Source organism: Methylobacterium sp. BE186, from assembly GCF_031457035.1.
In the GTDB taxonomy this organism is placed as follows: domain Bacteria; phylum Pseudomonadota; class Alphaproteobacteria; order Rhizobiales; family Beijerinckiaceae; genus Methylobacterium; species Methylobacterium segetis.
The window spans coordinates 181,387-207,869 of the sequence record NZ_JAVDVV010000006.1 but is presented as its reverse complement, the minus strand read 5'-3'; the positions used below and the strand labels follow the sequence as shown (position 1 = coordinate 207,869).

The 26,483-nt window shown below is 71.4% G+C and carries 23 protein-coding genes and 1 tRNA gene; 10 read left to right on the top strand and 14 right to left on the bottom strand.

Annotation, left to right across the window (positions count from 1 at the left end):
- Positions 1 to 17: 17 nt before the first annotated feature.
- Complete coding sequence (locus J2X36_RS09295; protein WP_310348782.1) at positions 18 to 1,649, bottom strand: DHA2 family efflux MFS transporter permease subunit; 1,632 nt, start codon at positions 1,647 to 1,649, stop codon at positions 18 to 20.
- Entirely contained in the window at positions 1,646 to 2,881 is a 1,236-nt protein-coding gene (locus J2X36_RS09290; RefSeq protein ID WP_310348778.1) for an HlyD family secretion protein, read from the bottom strand. The genes J2X36_RS09295 and J2X36_RS09290 overlap by 4 nt, the downstream gene beginning before the upstream one ends.
- Positions 2,882 to 3,088: 207 nt before the next feature.
- Between J2X36_RS09290 and J2X36_RS09285 the strand changes: the two genes are divergently transcribed.
- Together J2X36_RS09285 and J2X36_RS09280 are read left to right on the top strand one after the other, a co-directional pair.
- On the top strand, positions 3,089 to 3,772 hold the full coding sequence (locus J2X36_RS09285) for an HdeD family acid-resistance protein (RefSeq protein ID WP_310348776.1): 684 nt from the start codon (positions 3,089 to 3,091) through the stop codon (positions 3,770 to 3,772).
- Between the two features lie 76 nt (positions 3,773 to 3,848).
- A complete protein-coding gene (locus J2X36_RS09280; RefSeq protein ID WP_310348774.1) occupies positions 3,849 to 6,302 on the top strand; it encodes a PBP1A family penicillin-binding protein in 2,454 nt (817 codons plus the stop codon).
- Positions 6,303 to 6,311: 9 nt separating this feature from the next.
- Here the strand turns inward: J2X36_RS09280 and J2X36_RS09275 are convergent, their stop codons facing one another.
- Both J2X36_RS09275 and J2X36_RS09270 read right to left on the bottom strand, forming a co-directional pair.
- Positions 6,312 to 8,000 (bottom strand): methyl-accepting chemotaxis protein, encoded by a 1,689-nt coding sequence (locus J2X36_RS09275; protein WP_132255277.1) that lies wholly within the window; start codon positions 7,998 to 8,000, stop codon positions 6,312 to 6,314.
- 230 nt (positions 8,001 to 8,230) lie between these two features.
- Positions 8,231 to 9,724 (bottom strand): AMP nucleosidase, encoded by a 1,494-nt coding sequence (locus tag J2X36_RS09270; RefSeq protein WP_405029756.1) that lies wholly within the window; start codon positions 9,722 to 9,724, stop codon positions 8,231 to 8,233.
- A gap of 167 nt (positions 9,725 to 9,891) precedes the next feature.
- On the opposite strand from J2X36_RS09270, the gene tsaA reads away from it, so the two are divergent.
- Both tsaA and J2X36_RS09260 read left to right on the top strand, forming a co-directional pair.
- On the top strand, positions 9,892 to 10,416 hold the full coding sequence (gene tsaA / locus J2X36_RS09265) for a tRNA (N6-threonylcarbamoyladenosine(37)-N6)-methyltransferase TrmO (protein ID WP_310348766.1): 525 nt from the start codon (positions 9,892 to 9,894) through the stop codon (positions 10,414 to 10,416).
- A gap of 150 nt (positions 10,417 to 10,566) precedes the next feature.
- Entirely contained in the window at positions 10,567 to 11,169 is a 603-nt protein-coding gene (locus J2X36_RS09260; RefSeq protein WP_310348763.1) for a MarR family winged helix-turn-helix transcriptional regulator, read from the top strand.
- On the opposite strand, the gene J2X36_RS09255 is transcribed toward J2X36_RS09260, so the two are convergent.
- Genes J2X36_RS09255 through J2X36_RS09245 form a run of 3 tightly spaced genes read right to left on the bottom strand, consistent with a single transcriptional unit; the run spans position 11,138 to position 16,532 of the window.
- Positions 11,138 to 14,215, bottom strand: a complete 3,078-nt coding sequence (locus J2X36_RS09255; protein ID WP_310348761.1) for an efflux RND transporter permease subunit — start codon at positions 14,213 to 14,215, stop codon at positions 11,138 to 11,140. The two genes, J2X36_RS09260 and J2X36_RS09255, sit on opposite strands and share 32 nt — an antisense overlap.
- Positions 14,215 to 15,426 (bottom strand): efflux RND transporter periplasmic adaptor subunit, encoded by a 1,212-nt coding sequence (locus tag J2X36_RS09250; RefSeq protein WP_310348758.1) that lies wholly within the window; start codon positions 15,424 to 15,426, stop codon positions 14,215 to 14,217. Before J2X36_RS09250 ends, J2X36_RS09255 begins: the two co-directional genes overlap by 1 nt.
- Complete coding sequence (locus tag J2X36_RS09245; RefSeq protein WP_310348756.1) at positions 15,423 to 16,532, bottom strand: efflux RND transporter periplasmic adaptor subunit; 1,110 nt, start codon at positions 16,530 to 16,532, stop codon at positions 15,423 to 15,425. Before J2X36_RS09245 ends, J2X36_RS09250 begins: the two co-directional genes overlap by 4 nt.
- Before the next feature lie 156 nt (positions 16,533 to 16,688).
- On the opposite strand from J2X36_RS09245, the gene J2X36_RS09240 reads away from it, so the two are divergent.
- Positions 16,689 to 17,252: a helix-turn-helix domain-containing protein gene (locus J2X36_RS09240; protein WP_310348754.1), complete on the top strand. Its 564-nt coding sequence runs from the start codon at positions 16,689 to 16,691 to the stop codon at positions 17,250 to 17,252.
- Positions 17,253 to 17,393: 141 nt separating this feature from the next.
- Here the strand turns inward: J2X36_RS09240 and J2X36_RS09235 are convergent, their stop codons facing one another.
- Both J2X36_RS09235 and J2X36_RS09230 read right to left on the bottom strand, forming a co-directional pair.
- Positions 17,394 to 18,458, bottom strand: coding sequence for a 2-dehydropantoate 2-reductase N-terminal domain-containing protein (locus J2X36_RS09235; protein ID WP_310348752.1), 1,065 nt, complete (start codon positions 18,456 to 18,458; stop codon positions 17,394 to 17,396).
- Between the two features lie 265 nt (positions 18,459 to 18,723).
- Complete coding sequence (locus J2X36_RS09230) at positions 18,724 to 19,638, bottom strand: histone deacetylase (RefSeq protein ID WP_310348749.1); 915 nt, start codon at positions 19,636 to 19,638, stop codon at positions 18,724 to 18,726.
- A gap of 132 nt (positions 19,639 to 19,770) precedes the next feature.
- Between J2X36_RS09230 and J2X36_RS09225 the strand changes: the two genes are divergently transcribed.
- The gene (locus tag J2X36_RS09225) at positions 19,771 to 20,931 is read left to right on the top strand and encodes a ceramide glucosyltransferase (RefSeq protein ID WP_310348745.1); all 1,161 of its coding nucleotides are present in this window, start codon (positions 19,771 to 19,773) and stop codon (positions 20,929 to 20,931) included.
- An 89-nt stretch (positions 20,932 to 21,020) separates the two neighbouring features.
- Positions 21,021 to 21,713, top strand: coding sequence for a glutamine amidotransferase-related protein (locus J2X36_RS09220; protein ID WP_310348742.1), 693 nt, complete (start codon positions 21,021 to 21,023; stop codon positions 21,711 to 21,713).
- Positions 21,714 to 21,720: 7 nt separating this feature from the next.
- Here J2X36_RS09220 and J2X36_RS09215 read toward each other — a convergent pair.
- Positions 21,721 to 21,805: transfer RNA gene (locus J2X36_RS09215), tRNA-Leu, on the bottom strand.
- 135 nt (positions 21,806 to 21,940) lie between these two features.
- On the opposite strand from J2X36_RS09215, the gene J2X36_RS09210 reads away from it, so the two are divergent.
- Both J2X36_RS09210 and J2X36_RS09205 read left to right on the top strand, forming a co-directional pair.
- Positions 21,941 to 22,522, top strand: coding sequence for a YqaA family protein (locus tag J2X36_RS09210; protein ID WP_310348739.1), 582 nt, complete (start codon positions 21,941 to 21,943; stop codon positions 22,520 to 22,522).
- A complete protein-coding gene (locus tag J2X36_RS09205; protein WP_310348736.1) occupies positions 22,522 to 23,046 on the top strand; it encodes a disulfide bond formation protein B in 525 nt (174 codons plus the stop codon). The genes J2X36_RS09210 and J2X36_RS09205 overlap by 1 nt, the downstream gene beginning before the upstream one ends.
- A gap of 97 nt (positions 23,047 to 23,143) precedes the next feature.
- On the opposite strand, the gene J2X36_RS09200 is transcribed toward J2X36_RS09205, so the two are convergent.
- From J2X36_RS09200 to cpdR, 4 genes are all read right to left on the bottom strand, one after another.
- Entirely contained in the window at positions 23,144 to 23,611 is a 468-nt protein-coding gene (locus tag J2X36_RS09200) for a DUF1178 family protein (protein ID WP_310348733.1), read from the bottom strand.
- A gap of 21 nt (positions 23,612 to 23,632) precedes the next feature.
- Positions 23,633 to 24,478, bottom strand: coding sequence for a carbon-nitrogen hydrolase family protein (locus J2X36_RS09195; RefSeq protein WP_310348731.1), 846 nt, complete (start codon positions 24,476 to 24,478; stop codon positions 23,633 to 23,635).
- Positions 24,471 to 24,761, bottom strand: a complete 291-nt coding sequence (gene grxC, locus J2X36_RS09190) for a glutaredoxin 3 (RefSeq protein WP_310348730.1) — start codon at positions 24,759 to 24,761, stop codon at positions 24,471 to 24,473. Before grxC ends, J2X36_RS09195 begins: the two co-directional genes overlap by 8 nt.
- A gap of 109 nt (positions 24,762 to 24,870) precedes the next feature.
- On the bottom strand, positions 24,871 to 25,227 hold the full coding sequence (gene cpdR / locus J2X36_RS09185; RefSeq protein ID WP_003603128.1) for a cell cycle two-component system response regulator CpdR: 357 nt from the start codon (positions 25,225 to 25,227) through the stop codon (positions 24,871 to 24,873).
- A gap of 206 nt (positions 25,228 to 25,433) precedes the next feature.
- Between cpdR and J2X36_RS09180 the strand changes: the two genes are divergently transcribed.
- Positions 25,434 to 26,336 (top strand): N-formylglutamate amidohydrolase, encoded by a 903-nt coding sequence (locus J2X36_RS09180; protein ID WP_132255261.1) that lies wholly within the window; start codon positions 25,434 to 25,436, stop codon positions 26,334 to 26,336.
- Positions 26,337 to 26,483: the final 147 nt, after the last annotated feature.

The following is a 26,483-nucleotide window of genomic DNA, read 5'->3' as shown; positions in this document are numbered from 1 at the left end:
TGCGCGCCGGCGGCCGCTCAGGGGCCGGCCGTCGCATCGCCCCCGCGCTTGACCCGGCTCAGGATCATCGCGAGGGGAACCGCCGAGGCGGAGACCAGGGCCAGCGCCCAGAAAACGTCGATATAGGCCCAGAAGGCGACCTGCCGGGCGAGCTGCTGGCCGATCCAGGCGGTGGCCTGCCCCTGCGCGTCGACGCCGGCCGCCCCGTGCTGCGCGAAGTAGCGCGTCGCCCGTGCGAGCGTCTCCTGGTAGGCGGGCTCGGTCGGCGTGACGTGCTCGACGAGCCGGCTCTGATGGAATTGCTGGCGGTAGGCGAGGATGTTCTGCGCGAGGGAGACGCCCATCGAGCCGCCGACGTTGCGGGCGACGTTGATTAGCGCCGAGGCCTGATCCGTCTGCGACCGGTCGATGCCCTCGTAGGAGGCGGCCGTGATCGAGATGAAGATCATCGGCAGGCCGATGCCGATGTAGATGCGCGACCACGCGAAGAACCAGAACGTGCTGTCGCCGTAGAGCCGCGTGAGATCGTACATCGCGAAGGCGACGATCGTGGCGCCCAGGGCGATCAGGTATTTCGGCTGTACCTTGCCCGAGACGCGGCCGATCACGAGCATCATGAACACCGTGACGAGTCCGCCCGGCGCCAGGGCGAGGCCGGCGAGCGTCGCCGTGTAGCCGAAATAATCCTGCACGATCTGGGGGATGAACTGCGTCGTCGCGATCAGGATCGCGCCGGCGGCGAGCATCACGAGGAAGCAGGCCCCGAACTGGCGCTTGCCGAGGAGCCGCAGATCGACGACCGGATTCCTGCGGGTCAGCTCCCAGGGGATCATCAGCACGAAGGCGACGAGGCTGAGGATCGCGAAGGTGACGATCAGGTTCGAGCCGAACCAATCCTCGCGCTGGCCCTCGTCGAGGACGACTTCCAGCGAGCCGAGGAATGTGGCGACGAGCAGGAAGCCGATGAGGTCGAAGCGCACGCCCTCGCGCCGCAGCCGGCGACGCTCCTGCTTGGCCGAGTCCGGGTCCTCCAGGAGGAGGTACATCAGGCCGAGGGCGAGGAGGCCGATCGGTCCGTTGATCAGGAAGCACCAGTGCCAGGACACGTTGTCCGAGAGCCAGCCGCCCAGCGTCGGCCCGACCACGGGCGCCACCACCACCGCGAGCCCGTAGAGGGCGAAGGCCTGCCCCCGCTTCTGCGGCGGGAAGGAATCGGCGAGGATCGACTGCGCGAGCGGCGCCATGCCGCCCCCGCCCAGCCCCTGCAGCACCCGGAAGACGAGGAGCGACTGCAGGTTCCAGGCGAAGCCGCAGAGCACCGAGGCCACGGTGAAGAGCGCCACGCTCCACATGAAGAACGCCTTGCGGCCGTAGCGCTTGGCGAGGAAGCTCGAGGCGGTGAGCACGATGGCGTTGGCCACGAGGTAACTCGTCACCACCCAGGCCGCCTCGTCGGGCCCGACCGCGAGGCCGCCCGAGATGTAGCGGAGCGCCACGTTCGCGATCGTCGTGTCGAGCACCTCCATGAAGGTCGCCAGCGACACGACGAGGGCGATCGCCCACGGGCTGTGGCCGCCCGCCGCCCTGGGCAGCGCGCCGGATCTCGATCCCGGTCTGCCCCCGCCCGCCGCGGCGGCGCCCGCGCTCATCGCACGCGCACCGTCGGGACGATCGACATGCCGGGGCCGATCGAGACGTCGCGGGGCCAGTCGTCGACGACGATCTTCACGGGGATGCGCTGGACGACCTTCACGTAGTTGCCGGTGGCGTTCTGGGCCGGCAGCAGGCTGAAAGCGGTGCCCGAGCCCGGCTGCACCGAATCGACCCGGCCGTGGACCTTCCGATCCGGATAGGCGTCGATCTCGATGTCGGCGTCCTGGCCGGGGCGCATGTCGGTGATCTGCGTCTCCTTGTAGTTCGCGGTCACCCATTTCTCGTCGGGCACGAAGGTCGCGAGCGCCTGCCCGGCCTGGGCGAACTGGCCCTTGGCGCCGGAGAGCTGCACGATGCGGCCGGGCTGCGCGGCGGTCACCGTCGTGTAGCCGAGGTTGAGGTCCGCCTGGGCGGCCTGGGCGCGGGCGGTGGCGAGGCTCGCCTCGGCGCTCGCCTTCTGCGCCTCCAGGGAGCCGATCTGCTTCTGTGCTCCGATGACGCTCGCCTGCGCCCGCTGCAGCGAGGCTTCCTGCTGCTCCAGGTTCGAGGTCGATTGCTGCGATTGCTGCACCGTGCCGGCGCCCCGCGTCGCGAGGTCCTTGTAACGGGCGGCGTCGGCCTTGGCGAAGTCGAGGGCGGCCTGGGTCTGCGTCACCTGCGCCTTGGCGACGTCGATCTGCGCCTTCTGTGCCTCAATCTGCGCGTCGGCGTTCCGGATCGAGGCCTGCGCCGAGGCGATCTGCGCCTGTGCCTGCCCGACGGCCACCTCGTAGTCGCGCCGGTCGATCTGGAAGAGGGTGGTGCCGGCCTCGACGTGCTGGTTGTCGGTGACGGGCACGTCGACCACGTATCCGGAGACCTTCGGTGCGATCGTGAACTGGCGCGCGTCCACGAAGGCGTCGTCGGTCGATTCGTACGGGTGCAGGTAGGTCAGCCAGTAGACGTAGCCCGCGACGCCGAGGGCGAGCACGGCGAGGGCTCCGAGGCCGAACCAGATCGGGTGGCGGCGGAGCACGCTGGGGCGGCTCTCATCCGCCTGCCCGTCATCCCCGTGCCCGTCATGCCCGTGCCCGTCCTCTGACCGGCTCTCGCCGGAAGCGGGCCGGGATCCGCCGTCGGGCCTGTGACGGGCCTCGGTCGCGTCGAGGTCCAGGACGTCGCGGCCTGCGCGCGCGGCATCGTGCGGTCGCGCGCCGTCCCGCGGCGCGCCCTGCCGGTCAGCAAGCATCGTCCATCGTCCGCAAACGTTCCGAAGCCGCGCGAACGACCCGAAACCCTCGATAACCCGCCTCGTCCCTGCAAAGACAGAAGGGGGCGCAAGGTTCCGCCCCGCTTCAGCAGGGCTGGACTGCCGAAACCGCCGCCGGCGCGGCGGGTTCAGCCGCCGGGCTCCGGCTTTGCGACCCCGTCTCGCCCCCTCGGAGGAGCTTCAGCCATGACGACAGGCAACCCCATCATCCCTCCCCAGACGGCGGGTGCGGGTCCGGCCGGACCAACCCTCGTCGGCGATGCCCGCCTCGATGCGATGAGCGTGGTTCTCGCGCGCAACTGGTGGCTGGTGGCGCTTCGCGGCCTATGCGCCATCCTGTTCGGGGTGATCAGCCTCGTGGCGCCGCTCGCCACGATCCTCACCCTCGTGATCTTCTTCGCGGCCTACATGCTGGTGGACGGCGTGGTCGACATCGTCGCCGCGGTGCGGTCGGCGCAGCGCCACGAGCGCTGGGGCCTGCTTCTGCTCGAAGGGCTCCTCGACATCGTGGTCGGCGTCGTCGCCTTCCTGATGCCAGCGGCCGCGGTCTGGGCCTTCGTCTATCTCGTGGCGCTCTGGGCGCTGATCACCGGCGGGCTGATGGTGGCCGCCGCGTTCAAGCTCCACCTCGATTACGGGCGCTGGTGGCTGGCGCTCGGCGGCGTGATCTCGATCCTGTTCGGGATCGCGCTCCTGATCAATCCGGGCATGTCGGCGGTGGTGCTGACGTGGTGGATGGGCGGCTATGCCGTCGCCTTCGGCATCATGCTCCTGATCCTCGCCTTCCGCCTGCGCGGCCGGCACGAGGAGGCGGGCCGGCCGATGCCGGGCGCGACGGGCGGAGCGAGGCCGAACGCGCCGGCCGCGTAGCGCCGTCCGTCCCATCCGGTCTAGAAAGGCGGCCCCGCAGACCTCTGGCCGGCCCGCGCCGGATGAACGATCAGCCATGCCGCCTCATGAACCGGACCGCCCGCAGGACGGCCCCGCCCCGGATACCCGCGCCGCCGCCCGCGAGGCGGCGGCTGCGGCGCGGCTCCTCGGCCGCCAGCTCGGCATCCTGGCGGCCGGCGCCGCCCGGGGCGCCGGGGCGCGGACCCGGGCCGCGGCGGAGGGCACCGCGCCGCTCCTGCGCGGCCTGTCGGAGCGTCTGCGCCGGCCGCGTCCCGGCCGCCTCGCGACGGGGGCGCGGGCTGCCGGGGATCCCGCGCCCGTCCCGCGCGGCTGGCGCGGGCGCATCGCCGGCAGCCCCCTCCGCCTCGCTCTCCTCGCCCTCGTCGCGCTTCCCGTCCTCGGCCTGGCGGCCCTCGTCGTCACGAGCTTCCTCACCCTGCCCCCTCTCGGCGGCGCGGCCCTCGACCCCGGCCAGCGGGCGCTCACCGTCGAGGCCGATGACGGGCGCGTCTTCGCCACCCGAGGGGCCTTCCGCGGGCAGCCGCTGACGGCGGCCGACCTGCCGCCGCACCTTGCCCAGGCGATCATCGCCATCGAGGACCGGCGCTTCTACTCCCATTGGGGCGTCGACCTGCGCGGCCTCTTCCGCGCGGCCTGGCGCAACGCCGTCGGCGGCGGCGTGCGCGAGGGCGGCTCGACCATCACCCAGCAATATGTCCGCCTGACCTCCCTGACGCAGGAGAAGACCCTGCGCCGCAAGGTCCAGGAGGCGTTCCTGGCGCTCCGCGTCGAGAGCGAGATGTCGAAGGACCAGATCCTGCTCGGCTATCTCAACACCGCCTATTTCGGGGCCGGCGCCTACGGCATCGACGCCGCGGCCCGGCGCTATTTCGGCAAGCCCGCCAAGGCCCTGACGCTGCCCGAGGCGGCGATGCTGGCAGGGCTCGTTCGGGCCCCTTCGCAACTCGCCCCGACCCGCAATTTCGGCGGTGCCAAGGAGCGCGCCGACGTCGTGCTGCAGACCATGGTCGAGATCGGCGCAATCACGGCCGAGGCCGCCGACAAGGCCCGCGCCCAGACGATCACGCTCCGTACACCTCCCGAGACGCCGCCCGGCACCAACTACTTCCTCGACATGGTGGCGGGCGACGCCAAGCGCCTCGCGGACACGCCCGGCGACGTGACGGTGCGCACGACGCTCAACCTCGACCTGCAGAGCCTCGCCGAGGGCGTCGTCGCCCGCCGGCTCGATGCGGAGGGCGGAAAGAAGAAGGCCGGTCAGGCCGCCCTCGTGGCGCTCTCGAAGGACGGCGCGATCCTCGCCATGGTGGGCGGGCGCGACTACGAGGACAGCCAGTTCAACCGCGCGACGCAGGCCAAGCGCCAGGCGGGCTCGCTGTTCAAGCTGTTCGTCTATCTCACCGCCTACGAGAAGGGCTACTCGCCCGAGAGCGTGCTCGTCGACCGCCCGGTTCAGATCGGCGATTGGGAGCCGCAGAATTCCAACAATCGCTTCCGCGGCGCGGTGCCGCTCTCGACCGCCTTCGCTCTCTCGATCAACACGATCGCGGCGCAGCTCGCCGACGAGGTCGGCGTGCCCGCCGTGATCGAGACCGCCCGCCGCCTCGGAATCACGTCGGAGTTGCCGAACGTGCCGAGCCTCGCACTCGGCTCGGCGGAGGTGACGCTCCTCGAGATGACCCGCGCCTACGCGGGGGTGCTCGCCAACCGGATGCCGCTCGATGCCTACGGCGTCCATGCGATCCGGGGCGGGACGCCCCAGCCGCTCTACGTCCATCCCGACCCGAAGGCGGCGGCCGCGCTGCCCGGCGACACGCGGGCGATGATGCTCGATTCCCTTCAGGCGGTGGTCGATGGCGGTACCGGCAAGGCGGCGCGGGTCTCCGGCATTCCGGTCGGCGGCAAGACCGGCACGACGCAGGAATACCGGGATGCCTGGTTCGTCGGGGTGACGCCCGACATGGTGGTCGGCGTCTGGGTCGGCAACGACGACAACAGCGCGATGAACCGGGTCAGCGGCGGCGACATGCCGGCCGCGATCTTTCGCGACTTCGTGCAGCGCGCCTCCGCGCAGATGGCCAAGGGCCGCGCCAAGCGCCCCTCGGCGGCGCGGGCCGAGCCTGCCCCGGCGGCACCGGTCGCGGCGCCTCCGGGGGCGGAGCTGCGCGGCGTGCCGGAGGTGATCGACACCGGCACCCTCGCCTTCCGGGGCCGGGTGGTGCGGCTCCTCGGCGTCGACGGCGAGGGGGGCGCCCTCGCCCGCCAGCTCGCCCGCTATCTCCGGCGCCGCGAGGTCACCTGCAGCCCCGGTGCCGACGCACAGCCGGGCTCGGCGGCGCTTCGCTGCCGGATCGACGGTGACGATCTCGCCGCCCTGATCCTGGCGGCCGGGGGCGCCCGCGCCAGCGAGGACGCGCCCGCCGATCTCCTCTCCGCCGAGGAGCAGGCCCGCTCCGAGCGGGTCGGCCTGTGGCGGCGGGAGCGCTGAGCGCTCCCGTCAGGCCGCGCGCACCTCGTTGAGGAAGCGCCGGACCTCGGCGCCGAGATGGTCCGCCTGCGCGGTGAGGCCCGAGGCGGAAGCGAGCACGCGGCCCGCCGCCTCGCCGGTCTCGCCCGCCGCCCCCGCCACCCGGGTGACGGTGCGGGTGACCTCGTCGGTGCCGGCGGCCGCCTGACCGACATTGCGCACGATCTCCTGCGTCGCGGAGCCCTGCTCCTCCACCGCCGCGGCGATGGCGCCGGTCATGGAATTCATCTCCTCGACGCGCTCGGCGATCGAGCGGATCGCGGCCACCGCCTGATCCGTGGCGCCCTGGATCTCTCCGATCTGTCGCGAGATCTCGTCGGTGGCGCGCGCGGTCTGCGAGGCCAGTTCCTTCACCTCGGCGGCGACGACGGCGAAGCCTCGGCCCGCTTCACCGGCCCGCGCCGCCTCGATCGTGGCGTTGAGCGCCAGCAGGTTCGTCTGACCCGCGATGCTGGAGATGAGGTTGACGACGTCGCCGATCCGGGTGGCGCCCGCACTCAGGGCCTCGACGAGCCCTGCGGTAGTCCCCGCCTCCGCGGCCGCGGAGGCGGCGAGGCTCGCGGAGCCCTGGACCTGGCGCCCGATCTCGTTGACGGAGCTGCCGAGCTCCTCGGCGGCGGCCGCCACCATCGAGACGTTGGCGGCGGCCTCCTCGGCGGCCGCGGCGGCCCCGGTCGACTGATCGGCGGTGCAGGCCGCGTTCGCGCTCATCGAATCGGCGGTGCCCTGGAGATCGTTCGCAGCGGTCGAGACCGCCTGCACGATGCCGCCCACGGCGCGCTCGAACCCGTCCGCGAGATCCCGCATCGCGGCCTTCCGCTGCGCCTCGGCGCCGGCCCGGGCGAGCGCCGCCTCCTCCTCGAGGGCCCTGGCGCGGATGAGCCCGTCCTTGAATACCTGCACCGCGTCGGCCATCCCGCCGACCTCGTCCTTGCGGCCGAGGCCCGGCACGGCAGCCGTGAGGTCGCCGCCCGCGAGCCGCCCCATCACCCCGTTCATGCCCCGGATCGGCCGGCTGATGCCGAGATGCAGCAGGACGAGGGAGCCTAGGGCTGCGACGACCATCACCGCGAGGCCGAGGGCGGTCGCGAAGCGCGAGGAGGAGGCGGCCGCCAGCGCCGCAGCGCTCCGCTCGCCGAGGAGCGCGCGCTCGGCCGCCATCAGGTCTCTCGCCGTAGCCCGCAGGGCGTCCATCGCGGACTTGCCCGCGCCGGACGCCTCGATCCGCCGCGCCTCCTCGCGCGTCTCGGGGGCGCGCATCAGGGCGATCTCGCGCTCGGCGACTTCCCGCCACCGCTGGGCCTGGGCCTCGAGGTCCGCGAGCCGCTTCTGCTGCGCGGGATTGTCGGCCGTGAGCCGGCGTGCCTTCGCCGCAGAATCCGAGAAGGCCTTGAGGCCCTCGCGGTACGGGGCCAGGAAGGCGTCGTCGGCGGAGATGAGATAGCCGCGCAGGCCCGTCTCCTGGTTGATCATCGCGCTGACGGTGTCGTCGACCTCACTGAGCACGGCATGGGTATGGGCGGTCCAATGGTTCGTATCCTCGATCGTGCCGAGGTTGCGCAGGGAAACGAAGGAGATGCCGAGACCCACGACGAGGAGGCCGGCGAGCGTCGTGCCGATCTTGGCAGCGATGGACAGATTGGCGAGGCGTGACGACATCGAGATCCCGCATGCGTTGTCTGGAGACGTCGCGAATCGACGTCCCCGAGTGAAAGCTTCCGGGATCCTGATCGGAAAATAATAACGATGATTTAATCGATATTTTGGACAGATTTTGATCTTTTATACTTGTCGGTCTCGATTTCTGACCAATTTTTGTTGTCCAAGTCTGGCCGAGATCGTGCTGATTCGATGGGCGGCCCCTCTCGAATCCTGACCCGGGCGTCGCGTCAGCGAAATGGGGGCTCGTCGAAGCTGCGCAGCTTGCGCGAGTGAAGGCCCTGCCGGTCCGCGCGCAACGCGTCCAGCGCGGCGAGGCCGATCAGCAGATGCTCGGCCACCGCCCGCTCGTAGAAGGCGTTGGCGGCGCCCGGCAGTTTGATCTCGCCGTGCAGCGGCTTGTCGGAGACGCAGAGCAGCGTGCCGTAGGGCACCCGCAGCCGGTAGCCCTGCGCTGCGATGGTGCCGCTCTCCATGTCGACCCCGATCGCGCGGGAGAGATTGATGCGGCGGCGCTCCTGCGAGAATCGCAGTTCCCAATTGCGATCGTCGTAGGTGACGACGGTGCCGGTGCGCAGGCGGCTCTTCAGCGTCTCGGCCTGCTCGCCGGTGACGTGGGCGGCCGCGGCCTGGAGCGCGAGCTGCACTTCGGCCAGCGCCGGGACCGGCACGTCGGGCGGCACGAGCTCGTCGAGGATGCGGTCGCGCCGCAGGTATCCGTGGGCGAGGACGTAGTCGCCGATGCGCTGCGACTGGCGCAGGCCGCCGCAATGGCCGACCATCAGCCAGCAATGGGGGCGCAGCACGGCGAGGTGGTCGGTGATCGTCTTCGCGTTGGAGGGTCCGACGCCGATATTGACGAGGGTGGTGCCCTCCATCGAGCCGTCGGGACGGCGCGCCACGAGGTGGTAGGCGGGCATCTGGAAACGGTGCCAGGGCGAGGCGGCGACGATGGCCGCCGGATCGGCGCCGGCCGCCTCTGCGCGGCTCACGGCGATACCGCCCGGCAGGATCATCTGCTCCAGCCCGTCCTCGCCCGCCGCGAGCCGCTCCAGCCCGTGGCGAACGAAGCGGTCGACGTAGCGGTGATAGTTCGTCAGCAGGATCCAGGGCTGGACGTGGCGCCAGTCGCAGCCCGTGTAGTGGACGAGCCGGCGCAGGGAATAATCGACCCGGATCGCGTCGAAGAGGGCCAGCGGGCGCGGCGCGTCCGCGGCCTGCTGCCACGTCCCGTCCGCGATCTCGTCGCCGACGACCGAGAGGAGCGGCACGGGAAAGTAGGTCGCGAGCTCGGCCGGGCCGATCCCGCCGCGCGTCAGGTCGGCGCCGGGCTCCAGGACGTAGGGGTACGGGATCTCCTGGCCGCTGAGGCCGACCTCGAGGCTGACGCCGTAATCCTCTACCAGCGGTTGGAGCTGCGCCATCAGATAGGGCCGGAAGTGATCCGGCTGGGTCACGGTGGTGGCGTAGGTGCCCGCCAGCTGGAGCTTCGCCGTCGCCCGGCTGATCCGCGGCACGGGCCCGGCCGGGCGGTAGGTGACGCGCAATTCCGGGTAGCGGAAGCGGAGCCGCTCGGCGTGGTCGGGCGGCGGCCCGCCGTCGAGGAAACGGTCGAGCGCCGCGCGGAGAGCGCCGGTGGCCCCGGCGTGGAGTTCGGCGAGCCGGTCGACCGCTGCGGAAGGGTCGGGCACCGATTCCATCGGTCGCAACTCGTCGTCGATCACGCAGCGGCCTCCGAACCCGGGTGGGATCCCCCCTCCGGCTCTACACCGATGGGCCTCCGGGCGCGACGCCCGTCCGCCGGGAGACGTGCGCGACGAGACTTGCGCGACGGGGCCGCCCTGTCCGAAACCGGGGGGCGGTGCGGGCGTGGACGAACGGGAGGGGCGCCATGAGCAACGAGGGCGGCGCGTCGGAGGACGGGCTCGAGTGCCGGCCCGGCGAGGAGACGGTCGCGCTCCCGGCCGCGTTCGATGCGGGCCTCTACTTCATCGGCCGGATCTCGACGCCCTGGACCCGCCGCGCCGACTGCCCCAAGAACGGCCGCCAGACCGACGCCGTCTGCACCGTGCGCGTCGATCCGGCCTTCGTCCCGGCCCTGCAGAACGTGGAGGGGGCGACGCACCTGATCCTGCTCTACTGGATGGACCGGGCCACCCGGAACCTCGTGCGCCAGCGGCCACGCCACGCCGACGGCAGCCGCGGCACCTTCTCGCTGCGCTCGCCTGCGCGGCCGAACCCTGTCGCGCTCTCGGTGGTCGAGCTGATCCGGCGCGACGGCGGCACCCTCCAAGTGCGCGGGCTCGACTGCCTCGACGGCACGCCGCTCGTGGACATCAAGCCCTACTACGCCAGCACCGACTCGCGGCCGGAGGCGCTGGTCGATCGATCGGGCCGCGGAAGCGGCTCGGCGTGAGGCTGTCCGCGCGAGGCGCACCGAATAGGCACTTTTTGCGGGATGCTCCCGCTGTGCCCGGAATGTCGCAGCGTTCTGAACAAAATGTGCTCTAGTATGTTCTCATCAGGATGAATCCGGCGCTGCGGCGTGCGGCCGCGAGGGGCATCGATGGGTCGAACGACGAAGGCATTGCGCGAGCCCGCAAGCGGTGCGGCCGAGCGCGACACGATCGATCCCGACATCTACGTGCCGGCCCTGCTCACGACCCTCTCGAACAACCTGACGCGCACCGCCTCGACGTTCTATCGGCGCCATTTCGGGGTCGGCATCACCGACTGGCGGATCATGTACCGGCTCGCCTCCGAGCCCTGGGTGACGGCCCACCACATCTGCAACGCGGCCCAGCTCGACAAGGGCGTGGTGAGCCGCAGCCTCGCCTGGATGGAGAAGCGCGGGCTGGTGCTGGTGCGCGGGGACGAGACCGACGCCCGCCGCCGCCTCGTCGCCCTGTCGCCCGCCGGCCACGACCTGCACGACCGCATCACGGTGGTGGCGCTGGAGCGCGAGCGCAACTTCCTGTCCGCGCTGACGAACGAGGAGACCGAGGCCGCGATCCGCCTCCTGCGCAAGCTGATCGGCAACCTGCGCGCCTTCCAGAAGCCGGTGGCGATCCCGCCGCCCCGCGTGGCGGCCGGCCCGATCCCGGACGAGGCGCCGGGCGAGGCCTTCGCCGCCGCGGTCAGCCCGCGCGCCCGCGCGGCGGCGCCTTGATCCGGTACCAGCCGACGTAGAGGGCCGGCAGGAAGAACAGGGTCAGGAAGGTGGCGGCGATGATGCCGCCGATCATGGCGTAGGCCATCGGACCCCAGAACACCTCGCGGGCGATCGGGATCATGCCGAGGCTGGCGGCGGCGGCCGTCAGCAGGATCGGCCGCATGCGGTGGCGCGTCGCCTCGACCACCGCGTCCCAGGGACCGAGCCCCTCGGCCTCGCATTCCTCGATCTGCGCGATCAGGATGACGGCGTTGCGGATGATGATCCCGATCAAGGCCAGAATCCCTAAAATCGCTACGAATCCCATGGGCTTACCCGAGGACAGGAGCGCTGCGACCACGCCGATGATCCCGAGCGGCGCGACGCTCGAGACGAGGAACAGCTTCTGCACGCTCTGGAGCTGGATCATCAGGAAGACCGCCATCGTGAGCAGCATGACGGGCACCACCGCCGCGATCGGCCCCTGGCCCTTGGCGGCCTCCTCGACGGCGCCGCCGGTGGCCAGCGTGTAGCCCTCCGGGAGTGCGCGCGTGTAGGCGTCGATCTCGGCCTGGAGGGCCGCCACGATGGTCGGCGGCTGCGTCGCGTCGATGATCGGCGCCTTGACGGTCAGCGTCGGCACCCGGTCGCGCCGCCAGACGATCGGCTGCTCGAGGTCGTAGTCGATCTTCGCGAAAGCGAGGAGCGGCACCACGGCCCCGTTCGACAGCGTCACCTGAAGGCTCTGGAGCGTGTCCAGCGAGGTCCGCTCGATGGTCCGCGCGCGGCCGACCACGTTCACGAGGTAGATCGAGTCGCGCACCTGCGTGATCGCCGAGCCGCCGACGACGCTGTTGAGGATCGAGGCGATGTCCTGGCTCGTCACGCCGAGCTGGCGCGCCTTGTCCTGCAGGATCTCGACGCGCAGCACCTTGCCGGGCTCGTTCCAGTCGAAGGTCGGGACGCCGACATGGGGGTTCTTCGCGACGATGTCGGCGAGCTTGAGGGCGTTCTCCCGCACCACCTGCAGGTCCGGCCCGCCGAGCCGGTACTGGATCGGCCGGCCAACAGGGGGGCCAAGGGAGAGCGGGTTCACGAAGACGTCCGTGCCGACGAAGTCCCGCTTTCCGAACGCGTCGAGGCGGGCGATCACCCGGTCGCGGGCCTCGAGCGACTTCGTGACGATCACGATCTGCCCGAAGAAGGCGTTGGCGAGCTGCTGGTCCAGCGGCAGGTAGAAGCGCACCGCCCCCTGCCCGACATAGGACGACCAGCGCTCGATGTCGGGATCGCCCGTCAGCGCCACCTCGAAGCGGTCCATCTGAGCCTTCGTCTCGGTGATGGTCGCGTTCTGCGGCAGGGTCATGTCGACGAGGATTTCGGCCCGGTCGGAGGCCGGGAAGAATTGCTGCTGCACCTTCGTCATGCCGAAGATCGCGAGCCCCATCATCGCGACGCAGGCGAGCACCGTCGTCCAGCGGAAGCGCATCGCGACCTTGAGGGCGCGCAGGAACAGGCGGGTCAGCCGGCCGCCCTCGTGGGAATGCGCCTTCATGGTCCTCGGCAGCAGCGCCACACCGATGAGCGGCGCGAACAGCACCGCCACCACCCAGGAGACGAGGAGCGAGGCGGCGATGACCACGAAGAGGGAGTAGGTGTACTCGCCCGCCGCCGAGCCGTTGAAGCCGATCGGCAGGAAGCCCGCCACGGTCACGAGGGTGCCGGTGAGCATGGGGAAGGCGGTCGAGGTGTAGGCGAAGGTCGCCGCCTTCTTCAGCGAGTCGCCGAGTTCCAGGCGGGCGACCATCATCTCGACGGTGATCATGGCGTCGTCGACGAGCAGCCCGAGCGCGATGATGAGCGCGCCGAGGGAGATGCGCTGCAGCGTCACGCCCATGATCTGCATGATCACGAAGACGATGGCGAGGACGAGCGGGATCGAGATCGCCACGACGAGGCCCGCCCGCAGCCCGAGGCTGATGAAGCTGACGACGAGGACGATGACGACCGCCTCGACCAGCGCCTGAGTGAAGCCGCCGACCGCCTCCTCGACGATCCTGGGCTGGTCCGAGACGAGGTGGATGCCGACGCCGATCGGGAGCTTCGCCTCGATCTGGCGCATGCGCGCGCTGAGGTCCTCGCCGAAATGCAGGAGGTTGGCGTTCGGCCGCATGGCGATGGCGAGCCCGATCGCCGGCTTGCCGTCGACCCGGAACATCGCGGCCGGCGGGTCCTCGTAGCCGCGGCTGATCTCGGCGACGTCGGAGAGGCGGAAGAAGCGGTCGTTGAAGCGCAGGTTGATGTCGCGCAGCGATTCCTCCGAGGTGAACTGGCCGCTCACCCGCACCGAGACCCGCTCCGGCCCCGCCTGCACGACGCCGGAGGGCGAGATCGCGTTCTGGCTCTGCAGGGTCTTGATCAGGGATTGGATGTCGATGCCGTAGCCCGCGAGCTTGCGGGTGGAGAAGTCGAGGTAGATCGTCTCCTTCTGGGTGCCGAGCAGCAGCGTCTTGCCGATGTTCGGCACCTTCAGGATCTCGGTGCGCACGCCCTCGACGTAGTCGCGCAATTGCCGGTGGGTCAGCCCGTCGGCGGTGAAGCCGTAGACGTTGCCGTAGACGTCGCCGAACTCGTCGTTGAAGAACGGCCCCTGCACCCCCTGCGGGAAGGTGTTCTGGATGTCGCCGAGACGCTTGCGCACCTGGTAGAAGGCGGGCTGGATCTCGCCCGGCTTCGTCGTGTCGCGCAGGTTGACGAACACGGTCGCCTGACCCGGCGTCGTGTAGCTGCGCACGTAGTCGAGGGCGTTGATCTGCTGGAGCTCCTTCTCGATCCGGTCGGTGACCTGCTCCAGCGTGTCCTTGATGGTCGCGCCCGGCCAGTTCGCCTGGACGACCATCGTCTTGATGGCGAAGGGCGGGTCCTCCTCGCGGCCGAGGCCGCGATAGGCGATGGCGCCGGCCACGAGGCTGACGGCCATCAGGAACCAGACGAAGGAGCGGTGCCCGAGCGCCCAATCCGACAGGTTGAAGCCCTGGCCGCGGATCTCGTTCGGTGCGTGCATCAGTGGGCCTCGTCCGAGAGCCGGATCGTCTGGCCCTCCTGCAGGGAATGGACGCCGGCGACGACGACGCGCTCGTCCGGGCTCAGGCCCCCGCTGACGGTGACGCGCTCGGGGCCGCGCTCGGCCAGAGCGACATCGCGGCGCGCGACCGCATTGCCGGCGGCGTTGACGATCCAGACGGAATCCCGCCCGTTCTCCGTGAGGATCGCGGTGGCGGGAAGCGGGAAGCGGGGCTCGACCGGCCGAGACAGGGAGACGGTGATGGTGGCGCCCAGCCGGAAGGCGGAGGGCGGGGCCTCCAGCGTCATCCGGATGCGCCGGGTGCGCGTCGACTGGTCGGCGAAGGGCGAGACCTCGCGGACCCGGCCCGCCGCCGTGACCTCGGGGGCGCTCTGGAGCGAGACCGCGAAGCGCCCGTCCTTGGGCATCGCGCCGGCCAGATCCTCGGGGATGTCGACGACGGCCTCGCGCTCCTCGGGGCGCGCGACGGTGACCACGGCCTGGCCGGCGCTCAGAACCTGCCCGACCTCGGCGCTGCGCTGCGTCACCACCCCGTCGAAATCCGCCTTCAGCTCGGTGTAGCCGATCTGGTCCTGCGCCTTCTGCAGGCTGGACTGCGCCTGGGCGAGGCGAGCCTGGGCGGTGTCGCGGTTGGCCACGGCGGCGTCGAGCTGGGCCTGGGTCACGTTGGCGCCCTCCAGGAGGCGGCGGGTCCGCGCCTCGGTGGCCACCGCATTCTCGGCTTGCGCCCGGGCGTCGGCGACGTCGGCCTCGGCCCGGACCAGGGCGAATCGGGGCACGACGGGATCGAGGGCAGCGAGCCGCTGGCCCTTCGTCACGATGTCGCCGACCGTGACGTCGCGGGCGACCACCCGCCCCCCGATCTGGAAGCCGAGCTGCGACTGGTAGCGGGGCTCCACCGTGCCGGCGAAGGGGCCGAAGATGACCCGGTCGACGGGCTTGGCCAGGGTGTAGAGCACGGGCCGGACGGGCGGCGCCTCGGCCTTCTCCTGGCCCGGCTGGCAGGCGGCGAGGAGGAGGGACAGGGCGAGGAGACAGGCGCGCCCTGCCCCCTCTCCCGTTCGGGAGAGGGTCGGGGTGAGGGGGGCGCCGTTTCCGGAGAGGTCGCACCCCTCACCCGGTCCGCGTGCCGCGGACTCGACCTCTCCCGAACGGGAGAGGTGGGCAGACCGCATCCCTGTCGCGCTCATCGGCCGCCCTCCCCACCGGCCGCCACCGTCACGGTCTGGCCGGGGCGCAGGAACTGGATGCCCGCCGTGACGACCTGCTCGCCCGGCTCCAGGCCGGCGGCGAGCGCGATCGTGTCGGCGCCGTAGCGCTCGACCGTGACGGTGCGGGGCGCGACGGTGCCCGTCTTCGGGTCGAGCACCCAGACGGCCGGCTGGCTCTTCCACCGGTAGAGCGCGGACCAGGGCAGCACGATCGCGGCCTGCGGCCGGAATTTGCCCCGCCCGATCACGACCGCGCCGAGGCCCATCTGCGGCGGCGTCCGGTCGAGCCCGACCTTCACCCGCACGGTGCCGGAGGCCGGATCGACGCTCGGAGCGATCTCGCGGACGGCTCCCACCGCGACGACGCCGGGATCCGCCTGGAGCACGACCTCGACGGTCTTCGAATCGGGCGGCGTCGCGAGCAGCGCCTCGTAGACGTTGAACACCGCGTCGCGCGGCCCGTCCTGCGCGAGAACGAGCACGGACTGGCCGGCCTGGACGACCTGCCCCGTCTCCAGCGAGCGGCTGAGCACGATGCCGGCGACGCCCGCCCGCAGCTCCGTGTAGGAGAATTGCTCCTGCGCGGTGCCGAGCGCGGCCTTGGCCGAGTCGACCGCGGCCTGGGTGGTGCGGAGTTGCTGCTCGGCATTGTCGTAGGCAGGCCGCGTCGTGTAGCCGCTCGCCAGCAGCGTCTCCTGGCGTTTGAAGCTGAGCTTCGCCTGGGTGAGCTGCGCCTCCGCCGAGGTCAGCGCCGCCCGGGCATTGTCGAGGTTCGCCCGCTGCTCCTGCGGGTCGAGCCGGGCGAGGACCTGATCGGCCTCGACATGATCCCCCACCTCGACGAGGCGCGTGCCGACCTTGCCGTTCGTGCGGAAGGAGACGTTGGTCTGCGCCTGGGCCTGAATGTCGCCGGTGATGACGATGTCGGCGGCGATCATCGTGCGCGCGGCCGCGACCGTCCGCACGAAGGTCCGCGCCGCGAGCGGCGTCTCCGGCTCCGCCCGAGCCGGGCCGGGCGGTGCCGCGAGCGCGCAGGCCACAAGGGCGGTGCAGAGGCGTAATGGCGTCGGTCGACGCCCCGTCATGGCAACATCTCGGGCAGCCTCTCGGGCATCGTGTCGGGCAGCTTCTGGGGCGGCTTCCTGGGCAGCTTCTCGGGCAAGCCCCCGATTCGGCCTATCGCCAGGCAGCCATATCCGCTACCTTACCGACCGTCCAGACGGTTTTTAGTGAGTTGGGGTATGGCGAAGGCGCGCAGCCGACGGGAGAACCGTCCCGAGATCATCCTCGACGCCGCCGAGGCGCTGCTGCGCCGCTCCGGCAGCCGCACGCTCACGATCGACGCGGTGGCGGCGGAGGCGGAGCTGAGCAAGGGCGGGGTGCTGCATCATTACGCCTCGAAGGACGCGCTGATCACCGCGCTCGCCGCCCGCAAGGTGGAGCGCCTGCGGGCCGGCATCGGCCAGCACGCCGCGGCGCTCGCGGAGACGCGGGCGCGGATGCCGCTTGCGATGATCGGGCATGCCCGCGAGGTCTATGCCGAGGAGTCCGGCTTTCCCGACTCGCTCCTCATCGCGAGCGCCGAGAACGCGGACGCGGCCGCCGGCTTCCGGGCCTTCCTCGCCGAGCGCCTGCGGGATCTAGCCGAGATCGAGGCGCGGCCGGGGGCCGGCGCCGCCTTCCTGTTCGCGATCCTGGGGCTGATGATGAGCCGCTCGCTCGGCTTCCACGAACTCGACGGGGCAGAGCTCGACCGGCTGTTCGGCGCGCTGGAGGCGCAGGCGCGGGCCTTGCCGGAGGAATGATCCGGCCCTTGCTCCCGCACCGGTCCGGGCCGATGCGGGATCGTGTCGGGGACGCGCAGCCCGGCCCGCCCGGCACGCGGGCGCCTGCCCGGCGAGGCGGCCGGACCGCGCGTCGCGATCCGGCGGGGTGATCGGAGCGCGTCAGATCCCGTCCGACCCGCCCGCGAAGATCTTCTCGCTGAGCTTCCGGTCGACGACCTGGACCGTGCGGTCGATCTCGGCGTTGGGCATGTCGAGCTGGTGCGCGATCAGCTTCACCAGCAGGTCGACCCGCTCGATGAAGGGCGCCCCGCTCGCCACCGCCCGCGCCGCCGAGGACGGCTTGAGCAGGCTCTCCGCCGCCTTGGCGTATTTCCCGAAGGGCACCTGATCCTCCGGATCGGCGCCGAGGCGCCGGGCGAGGGCGTCGACGTGCTCGTAGATCGACTGAGACAGGTTCAGGTCGCCGTGCACGGCCTCGCGGATCGACTGGGGCTCGTTCGGCGTGATGCAGCGGTAATTGCCCGTCAGCAGCATCGACCACTTGGCCAGGGGCACGAACAGCGAGTCGAACACCTTGAGCTTCACCGGTACGTCCTGGCCGTCGAGCCTGACCGCGTCGATGTCGGCCTCCAGCTCCCGGAGCAGGCGGTTGTGCGCCTCGTCCGCGAAGGTCGCCGCCTTGAAGTTCGTCGGCAGGCCGACATGGAGCACGTTCGCCCCCTCCTCCGGCGGCCGGAAGGCCTGCGGATCGGGCGAGCAGAGCGTCATCAGACCCGGCTCGAACCGCTCCCAGACGCCGGGATTGGTGTAGGCCTCCTCGAGGTCCATCCCCGCGAGGTCCGGGATCCGCTTGAGATAGGGCAGCGGCGGCATGTTCATGATCGAGAGGCAGGGCAGCTTCGCCGCCGCGATCTTGATCATCAGCACGCGGATCGTGTGGTTGGTGTATTGCGGCTCCTGCATCGCGAGGCCGACGAGGTCGTAGCGGGACACGTCGACGTCCTCGGGCGGCGTCGCGTCGAGGGTGCCCGGCAGGTCGCGCGAGAAGATCGACCGGTGGGTCTCCTCGCCGCGCAGCTGGATGCGCACCTCGGTCCCCTCGCGGTTGATGAGGTCGGCCGTCTTCTTCCGGCAGACCAGGGTCACGTTGTGACCGGCCATCAGCAGCTTCGTCGCGAGCAGGGAGCCGTAGGACGCTCCGAGGATCAAGATGTTGCGCGCCACGCTTTCTCTCCCTGTGTGTTCTGTTGGATTGTTCTCTATTGCCCCAATCCCTGCCTGCCGAGTGTCTTCGACAGGTATTCGCCCAGGCTGGGGAGCGACGTCGGCCGGGTCTTACACTGTGCTGTGACGACCCTGCTGGGTGAAGCCTGCCACCATCTACCGCCCGTCGACGGGACTTACAATCACAGAGTCCTTCTCACCTTCCATCTCCGCTCTGTGACAATTTATTTTTGGTCGAGCCACAAGTTCTTTTTGCCTTCGGGCCTCACGGCGCCGGGCCGCGCCCCTCCGCCCCTGCCATCGCCTCGAAGACGAGGGCGTGGCGGGCGGCGATCGCGTCGACGTCGGGGCCATAGCCGCCGCCGATCACCGCCGCGAGCGGGATGCCGCGTGCCCGCGCCGCCCCGACCACGAGGCGCTCGCGGGCCGCGAGCCCCGCATCCGTGAGGGCGAGGCGCCCGAGCCGGTCCTCCCGATGCGGGTCGACGCCGGCATTGTAGAAGACGAGGTCGGGCTGCAGGGCGTCGAGGAGTGGCGGCAGGCGCGCGGCGAGCACCGCCAGATAGGCCGCGTCGTCCAGTCCGTCGGGAAGGCCGATGTCGAGGTCGCCCGGGATCTTGCGGGCGGGGTAGTTCTTCTCGGCGTGGAGCGAGAGGGTGAACAGGTCGGGGCAGGCATAGAGGCAGTCGGCGGTGCCGTCGCCCTGGTGGACGTCGCAATCGACGACGAGGGCCCGGCCGATCGCGCCCTCCCGGTGCAGGGCGCGGGCGGCCACCGCCACGTCGTTGAACACGCAGAAGCCCGCCCCCTGCTCCCGCCGCGCGTGGTGGCTGCCGCCCGCCGCGCTCCCCGCGAGGCCGTGGGCCAGGGCGAGCCGCGCCGCCGCCAGCGTGCCGCCGGCCGAGGCACGGGCGCGGCGCGTCACGCCCGCATCGATCGGCAGGCCGATCGCCTTCTCGACCGCGCGGGGCACGGCGGAGGCGAGCACGGCCTCGACATAGGCGCGGTCGTGGACGAGGCAGAGGGTCTCCTCCGGGGCGGGCTCCGGCACCACGAAGCCCGACGGCGCGAGGCCGCGGGCCGACAGGATCTCGGCGAGCCGTCCGTATTTGCCCATCGGGAAGCGGTGCCCCGCGGGCAGGCTCGCCTGATAGGCCGGGTGATAGACGATCGGCGTCACCCGACCCCTCCTCGTGGCGGCGCGCCCGCCGCGATCCTGCGCGTTCCGGCCTGTCATACGCCTGATACGGGGCGCCTGTTAGGGGCCCTGTCCGGGATGGGCCGGACCGGCCCGTCCGGGGAGCGGACATCCATGGACGGCGCCTTCGCGAGCGGCACCCTGATCGCCCTGGCGCTCTGCGCCCTCGTGACCCTCGCCAACCTCGCGAGCCTGACGCTCGCCGGGCGCCGCATCGGCGCGGCGCGGCCGGGCTCCGCCTTCCCGGCCGGCGCCCCCGTCTCCCTGGTGCGGCCGGTCTGCGGGCTCGAGGCCTTCAGCGAGGAGATGCTCGCCCGCGGCTTCCGCCTCGACTACCCGGCCTACGAACTGATCTTCTGCGTGGCGGATGCGGGCGATCCCATCCTGCCGCTCCTCCACGGGCTGATCGCGGCCCATCCCGGCGTGCCGGCCCGCCTCATCGTCGGCGACGAGCGCGTGAGCGACAACCCGAAGCTGAACAATTGCGTGCGCGGCTGGGAGGCGGCCCGGCACGACTGGGTCGTGCTCGCCGATTCGAACGTCCTGATGCCGGGCGACTACCTGCAGCGGCTCCAGGCGGGCTGGCGGGCGGAGACGGGGCTCGTCTGCTCCACCCCGATCGGCGCGTGTCCGTGGGGCTTCCCGGCCGAGATCGAGTGCGCCTTCCTCAACACCCTGCAGGCGCGCTGGCAATATGCCGGCGAGGCCCTGGGGCTCGGCTTCGCGCAGGGCAAGAGCATGCTCTGGCACAGGCCCTTCCTGGAGGCTCGCGGCGGCATCCGCGCGCTCGCCGCCGAGATCGCGGAGGATGCCGCCGCCACGAAGCTCGTGCGGGCGGCGGGCCGGCGCGTCCATCTCGTCGCCGCGCCCTTCGAGCAGCCTCTGGGGCGGCGGACGCTCACGGAGGTCTGGTCGCGCCAACTCCGCTGGGCGCGGCTGCGGCGGGTGACCTTCCCGCTCTTCTTCGCTCCCGAGATCGGCACCGGCGCCCTCCTTCCCCTCGGCCTCGGCGCCGCCGTCGTCGAGGGCGCGCCCGCCCTTCTGGCACTCGCCGCCATGGCCGCGCTCTGGTACGGCGCCGAATACCGGCTCGCCGTCCACGCCGGCTGGCACCGCTCGCCGCGCCTCGTCCTCGCCTTCCTGGCGCGGGACGCGATGCTGCCGGCGCTCTGGGCCGGCGCCTGGATGCAGAGCGCCATCGTCTGGCGCGGCAACGCCATGGACATCCGCCCGAAGGAGGCGGGGCCCCTGCGCCCGCGGGTCAGGGCCGCGTGAGGCCGGCTTCCCCGGCCAGGGGCGCCTGATCTACATCTCGGGTCGAGCGCCACGCCCCTCTCTCGACGCGCGAGGATCCGCCCTCCCCCATGAAGATCGCCGTCCTCGAGACCGGCCGGCCGCCGGCCCGCCTCGGCGGGCGCTATCCCGGCTACGGCGAGATGGTCCGCAGCCTCGTCGGGCCGGGCCACGCCTACGAGACGTTCCTCGCCGATTCCGGGGTTCTCCCCGTTCCGAACGCGCATGCGGGCTATCTCATCACCGGCTCGCCCGCCGGAATCTACGACCCCGATCCCTGGATCGCGGCGCTGATCGCCTTTCTGCGCGCGCTGGCGCCGGAGCGGAGGGTGGTCGGGATCTGCTTCGGCCATCAGGTGATGGCCCAGGCCTGGGGCGGACGGGTCGTGAAGTCCGAGAAGGGCTGGGGCCTCGGCCTGCACCGCTACGAGGTCGTCGAGCCCGCGCCCTTCATGGATGGGGGCGACGCGATCCGCGTGCCCGCAAGCCATCAGGACCAGGTCGTGGCCCTGCCGCCCGGCGCGCGGGTGCTGGCGGCCAGCGCCTTCACCCCGTACGCCGTCCTCGGCTACCGGGACCGGGCCGCCCTCTCCTTCCAGTGCCACCCGGAATTCGAGCCCGCCTTCGCCCGCGCCCTCACCGAGGGGCACCGCGCCGCGGAGTCCGATCCGGCGCGCGCCGCGGCGGCGCTCGCCTCCCTCGACGGGCCGCACGATTCCGGCCGGGTGGGCGGCTGGATCCGGCGCTTTCTCGATGATGTGTGAGGCTGCTTGGTGCGGGTAGAGGGAATCGAACCCCCACGCCTTGCGGCTGGCGATTTTGAGTCGCCCGCGTCTACCAATTCCGCCATACCCGCGTCCCGCGCCTCATCGCACAGGTTCGCCCCGGCGGCCAAGGACTTTTGCGGGGCGGCTGCGGCCCGCCTTCACTGGCCAGGGGCGCCCGCCTGTGCTCAAAGGTCGGCGCCTCTCCCCGACCGGACAAGGACCCGATGATCCGCGGCCTCTACGAGTGGATACTCGCGCTCGCCGGCAAGCCCTCGGCGCCCTGGGCGCTCGGCGCCGTGGCTTTCGCGGAGAGCTCGTTCTTCCCCGTCCCGCCCGATGCCATGATGGTGCCGATGGCGGTGAGCCGGCCCGACCGGGTCTGGTTCTACGCCCTCGTGGCGACGGTGGCCTCGGTGGCGGGCGGCCTCGTCGGCTACGCGATCGGGGCTCTGCTGTTCGATTCCCTAGGCCAGTGGCTGATCCGGCTCTACGGGCTGGAGAACTCGGCCCACACCTTCCAGGAATCCTACGCGCAGTACGGCCACTGGGTGATCCTGCTCAAAGGTCTGACGCCGATCCCCTACAAGCTCGTCACCATCACCTCGGGCTTCGCCCATTACAGCCTGTTCTGGTTCACGGTGCTGTCGATCGTCACCCGCGGCGCGCGCTTCTTCCTCCTGGCGGGGCTCCTCGGCCGCTACGGCGTGCAGATCCGCGGCGTGCTCGACCGGCACCTGAACGCCGTCGCGGCGATCTCCGTCGCGGTGATCGTGCTCGGCTTCGTGCTGTTCAAGCTGGTGCTGTGATGCGCGCGGCCGACCTGCTGAGCCTGCGCGGAGCCGCCCTGCTCGTGGCGCTTGGCGCAACGCTGACCGTCGGAGGCGCCCTCGTGTTCGAGCACGGGCTCGGCTACGTGCCCTGCAAGCTCTGCCTGACCGAGCGCATCCCCTACTACGCGGCTGTGCCCCTCGCGCTCCTCTCCCTCGTCCTGCCCCGGCGCCTCGCCCGCCTCGCCCTCGGGCTCGCGGCGGCGGGCCTTCTCTACGGCGCCGGTCTCGGAATCTACCACGCGGGCGCCGAGTGGGGCTTCTGGCCCGGCCCGACCGATTGCGGCGGGGGCGCGGGCGCGAACCCCGAGGCGATGAGCGACTTCCTCGACCGGCTCAAGACGACGCGGGTGGTCGATTGCTCGACCGCCGCCTGGCGCTTCCTCGGGCTCTCGCTCGCGGGCTGGAACGCGCTCATCGCGGCCGCCCTCGCCGCGCTCGCGGGCAGCGCGGCGATCCGGCGCGACGCGCCCGCTCTCCCGTTCGGGAGAGGGTTGGGGTGAGGGAGACCGGCCCTTCCCGTGAGGGCGCCCCCTCACCCTCACTCTCTCGGAGCGAGCGGGAACCCGCGCCTCATCGGGGACCCGGCCCGAACCTGCCCTAATTCCGGTCGTCCGGCATCGGCGGCAGGGGCGCCACGTCGATGCCCTCCTCGATGAGGGCGCGCGCCTCCTCGGGGCTCGCCTCGCCGTAGATCGGCCGCTCCTCGACCTCGCCGTAATGGATCTTGCGGGCCTCCTCCGGAAAGCGGGGGCCGACATGCTCGGCCGTCTGCGTCACGTGCTCGCGCACGGCGCGCAGCAAGGCCCGGAGCTTGCGCTCGGGTTCGGCGATCATCGGCAGGGGAACGGGCGCGGGTGACTCGGCGACCGTTGCCGGCGCCGGCGCCCTCTCCCCGCGGTCCGTGCGGGCGACGCTCGGCGCCATCAGGCCCTTGCCGATCTTCGCCGAGCCGCAGAGCGGGCAGCTGACGAGGCCGCGCGCGCTCTGGTCGTCGAAGGAATCGCTTGAGGGAAACCAGCTCTCGAACGTGTGGCCGGCCTCGCAGACGAGGGCGTAGCGGATCATGATGCCAGGGTAACGCGCGACTTATGAAGAACGTCCAACCCGCTCGACCCTGAAGGGCCTCGCGTGCTGGAGGGCCGGGATGCGGCCCCGCGCCTCTGCGACGCGCTCGAGGTCGATCTCGGCCAGGATCACGCCGGGCTCCGCGCCCTCGGCCTCCGCGATCACCCGGCCCCAGGGGTCGACGATGATCGAGTGGCCGTAGGTGTCGCGCCCGTCCTCGTGGCGGCCGCCCTGCGCGGCCGAGATCATGAACGAGCCGGTCTCGATGGCGCGGGCCCGGTGCAGCACGTGCCAATGGGCCTCGCCCGTCTGCTGCGTGAAGCAGGCGGGCGCCGTCAGGATGCTGGCCCCCGCCTCGGCGAGCGCCCGGAACAGGGCCGGAAAGCGGATGTCGTAGCAGATGCCGAGGCCGATTCCCGCCAGCGCCGTCTCGGCGACGACCGCGCAGGCGCCGCCCGTGTAGGTGGCCGATTCCCGCCAGCGCTCGCCGTTCGGCAGATCGACATCGTAGAGGTGGAGCTTGTCGTAGGCCGCGACGATCTCGCCCTGCCCGTCGATCAGGAAGGCGCGGTTGGCGATCTTCTCGCCGTTGCGGATCGGCAGCGAGCCGATCTGCACCACCGCTCCCGTCTCGCGCGCGACAGCGCGGAGCGCGGCGAGCGTCGGGTCGTCGTCCTGCGTGCTCACCTTCTCGAACATCGCGGTGCGGCTGCGCTCGACCAGCGAGGTCATCTCCGGCGTCTGCACGTAGCGCGCGCCGGCCGCGACCGCCTCGCGCACGCCCGCCACCGCCGCGTCGCGGTTCGCCAGCGGCTCGCGGCCCGAGCGCATCTGCACGCAGGCGGCGACGAAGCGGTCCTCAGGCATCGGCGACGCCCACCGCGGCGCTGCCGGCCCCGTTCAGCAGCGGATCGAGCTTGCCGGCGCGGTCGAGGGCGTAGAGGTCGTCGCAGCCGCCCACATGCCGCTCGCCCACGAAGATCTGCGGCACGCTGGTGCGCCCGCCAGCCCGCTGCACCATCGCGGCGCGGCCCCCTTGCGTCTTCTCGACGTCGATCTCCTGGAAGGCGACGCCCTTCTCCTTCAGCAGGCTCTTCGCCGCCGAGCAGTAGGGACACCAGGCAGTCGTGTAGATCGTGACCGGTTGCATGCGCGTCGACGAGCCCCGTGGGTGACGGCCTGCATATAGGCAAACGGCACGCCGCTTCCTATTGCCGGGCCGCCACGGGTCTCGGACGGATTGCTGACGGGGGCGCCGCTCAGGCGGCGAGAAGCTTCTCGACCTCGTTGACGAGGTCGCGCAGGTGGAAGGGCTTCGACAGGACCTTGGCGTCCTTGGGGGCCTTGGAATCGGGGTTCAGGGCCACGGCGGCGAAGCCCGTGATGAACATCACCTTGATATCGGGGTCGAGCTCGGTGGCGCGGCGCGCCAGCTCGATGCCGTCCATCTCGGGCATCACGATGTCGGTCAGCAGGAGCTCGAAGGGCTCCTCGCGCAGGCGGTTGTAGGCGGAGAGGCCGTTGTCGAAGGAGAGGACGTCGTAGCCGGCGTTCTGCAGCGCCTTCGCGAGGAAGCGGCGCATGTCGTTGTCGTCTTCCGCCAGGAGGATCTTCATCGGACGGTTCCGAGCCCTTGAGTCGCTGTGTTCATTCCATAAAGGGACAGGTTGGTAAACAGAGTGTTAGGGATCGGGTCCGGGGCGGGGTGCCGCCGCGCACCGATGCGGCCGTGCCACCGCCCTTGCCGGAGTGGACAGGCGGGGCCGGGCGCCCCAATGTGGAGGCCGATCCTCCGCCATCGACACAGGGCGCCCTCGCCGCGATGACAGTGCCCCAGCCGGACCAGACCGACGCTTTCGGCTTCGCGCCGGCCTTCGCCGTGGACGAGCCCGAGGCGCACCGGATCCCGTTCGTGTTCAACACGGGCCATTCCGGCTCGGTCTATCCGGCGAGCTTCCTCGCGTCCTCCCGCCTCGACGCGCTGGCACTCCGCCGCTCCGAGGATGCTCATGTGGAGCGCCTGTTCGCCTCGGTGGTCGGGCTCGGCGCGCCCCTGATGCGGGCGAACTTCCCCCGCGCCTATCTCGACGTGAACCGCGAGCCCTACGAGCTCGACCCGCGCATGTTCGAGGGCCGCCTGCCGCCCTTTGCCAACACGCGCTCGATGCGCGTCGCGGGCGGACTCGGCACGGTGCCGCGAGTGGTGGCCGACGGGCAGGAAATCTACGGCGGGCGCCTGCCCGTCGACGAGGCGGTGGCCCGGATCGAGGGGCTCTACAAGCCCTATCACCGGACCCTGCGCGGCCTGATCCAGCGGACCGCCCGCCAGTTCGGCTGCGCGATCTTGGTCGATTGCCACTCGATGCCCTCCTCCAGCCTCGGCCGCGAGCCGGAGGGCAAGGCCGACATCGTGCTGGGCGACCGGTTCGGAACGGCCTGCGCGCCCTTCCTCGTCGATCTGTTCGAGAGCGAGTTGCGCGGGCGCGGCCTGCGCGTCATCCGTAACAAGCCCTACGCGGGCGGCTTCATCACCGAGCATTACGGGGAGCCGAATGTCGGCCGCCACGCCCTGCAGGTCGAGATCAACCGCGCCCTCTACATGAACGAGGCGACGCTTGCCGTCACGCCGGGTTTCGGCACCCTGCTCACGGGCCTGCGGGAGGTGATCGTCGCGGTCGCCGGGCAGATGGCGGATCTGGAGCCCCGGCGCATCGCGGCGGAATAGGGATCCGCGCCCTCTTGCCGGGCGGGAGAGGGCTGGATCGCGAGCGGCGCCGTCTGCGCGAACCTGAAGCGCCCGCTTGATCCGCCCCCGCGAGCCGCTTCGGGCGCGAGGTGTTCAGCCCAAGAAAAAAGGCCACTCCCGAAGGAG